1 protein-coding gene is annotated in these 1,855 nt (G+C 67.1%); it reads right to left on the bottom strand.

Features of this window, described 5'->3' with window-relative positions:
- Positions 1-272: 272 nt before the first annotated feature.
- On the bottom strand, positions 273-1,373 hold the full coding sequence (locus AB0B85_RS33560; RefSeq protein WP_357413794.1) for an IS701 family transposase: 1,101 nt from the start codon (positions 1,371-1,373) through the stop codon (positions 273-275).
- Between the last annotated feature and the right edge of the window lie 482 nt (positions 1,374-1,855).

The following is a 1,855-nucleotide window of genomic DNA, read 5'->3' as shown; positions in this document are numbered from 1 at the left end:
GCCACCCGCTACGACAAGACCGCGACCTCGTACCAGGCCACCGTCACCATCGCCGCGCTACTCCAATGGCTGTGAACCTTTGAAGACACGGCCTAATACTGCAACGGCAGTTGGTCAGGGGTAGCCGTGTCGTCGGTAGTGGCAGGTTCGGGCTTGGTGTTGGCGTCGTCGGCGCCATCGGGACCAGGCCCAGACGTGCTCCGGTGGGTGAGTTGATCGGACTACGAGTGCGGTGAGCAGTCTTCGGATCTCCGGTACGGTGTAGCCGATCATCATGTCGCCGTCGGGACTGGTTCCCCTTTTGCGGTAAGGGATCGGGCGACCGACAGCCAGGCGTGGGCGGCCATGGACAGGGTGATGTGGGCGTACCAGGCTCGCCAGTCGCGGACCTGGTACTCGTCGAGACCGGCTTCGTTCTTGGCCTGTTGGAAGCACTCCTCGATCGCCCACCTGGCCCCCGCGATCCGAGCCAAGTCGACCAGGCGGGTGCGGCGAGGTCCGTAACAGACGTAGTAGGCGATCTCTCCGGTGGTCATGCTGCGCCGGGCGAGCAGCCAGTGCCCGCGACCGGGCTGCAAGCAGATGCGCACCGGCACCCGCGCCCACCAGTATTCGCGCGGGCCGTGGGCGCCAGCGCCGGCGGACAGCCGGCACCACGCCCGGGCAGGCAGCGCAGCGATCAGCTTGTCTGCTCGGCAGGCGCCCATGCTGGTGGTGATCATGTCGTCGTTGCGGCGGGTCGCGACCACATAACCCACATCCCGGTGTTCCAACCACACCCGCAACGACTTCGACTGCCCGTAGGCCTCGTCCATCGTCACCCACCCCACCGGCACCCCAGCATCGAGCGCGCGGCCCAGCATGTCCCGGGCCATCTGGACCTTCGTGGCGAACTGCACCTCGTCCGGGATCCCCGCCGCCCGACAGCGGTCCCGGTCATCGGTCCACGACGCCGGAAGGTAAAGCTGCCGGTCGATCAGCGCGTGGCCCTTCGCTGAGCGGTAGGCCAGGAACGCCCCGACCTGGCAGTTCTCCGTCCGCCCAGCAGTGCCGGAGTACTGCCGCTGCACCCCCGCCGACCGGCTGCCCTTCTTCAGGAACCCGGTGTCATCGACGATCAACACACCAGCCGGGTCGCCGAGGTGCTCGACGACGTAGTCCCGCACGTCGTCGCGGACCGCGTCGACGTCCCAGTCCGCCCACCGCAACAACCGCTGCATCCCGTCCGGCGACACATCCCCGGCCTGCTCCGCGAGGGTCCAGCCGTTCTTCCGGCCCAGGCCCGACACCAGCCCGCACAGGTACTGTCGCGCACGCCGCCGCGGCTCCGACCGCCGAAACCGAGGCCCGATCCGGGCATGCAGACGGTCCAACTCCCCATGCCAACGATCAACATCAACGTCCGTCACACGCAGACCAACGAACGCGAACCGAGCTCGATTCGCCTACTGCCGTTGCAGTACTAAGCGGACAGCTTCTTCGCCACCGAACTCGTGGCCGTCGAAGCCAGCGGCGTCAGCGGCCCCGATAGGTTCTGTCAGACAGCTTGCGAGGTCGTAGATCGCCTGCCGTTCCTGACCCTCAGCAAAGCCCCCGCCTGTCAGGGGGTAGCGATCGATGACGGCATGCTCGGGTGCGCTCACGTGATGCCTCTCCATCGGTTGGCGCAACCTCATCGGTGGTGCGAGTGACGGCGACCTTAGGTGCGGGAGGGCGGGCGATCGGGAGTATGGATCTAACGGTGTTTCCGGCCTGACCTGCCAGGCGTTGTGCCTGGTGAGGAGGGTGCCGTGATGACCGCGACACTGAACGACCAGACCGGACGTAAGAAGCGACCCGAGCCGTCGGCGGAGGC

Origin of the sequence: Micromonospora sp. NPDC049044, assembly GCF_040649215.1 — a bacterium.
GTDB lineage: Bacteria > Actinomycetota > Actinomycetes > Mycobacteriales > Micromonosporaceae > Micromonospora.
This window is presented reverse-complemented; position numbering and strand designations above follow the sequence as displayed.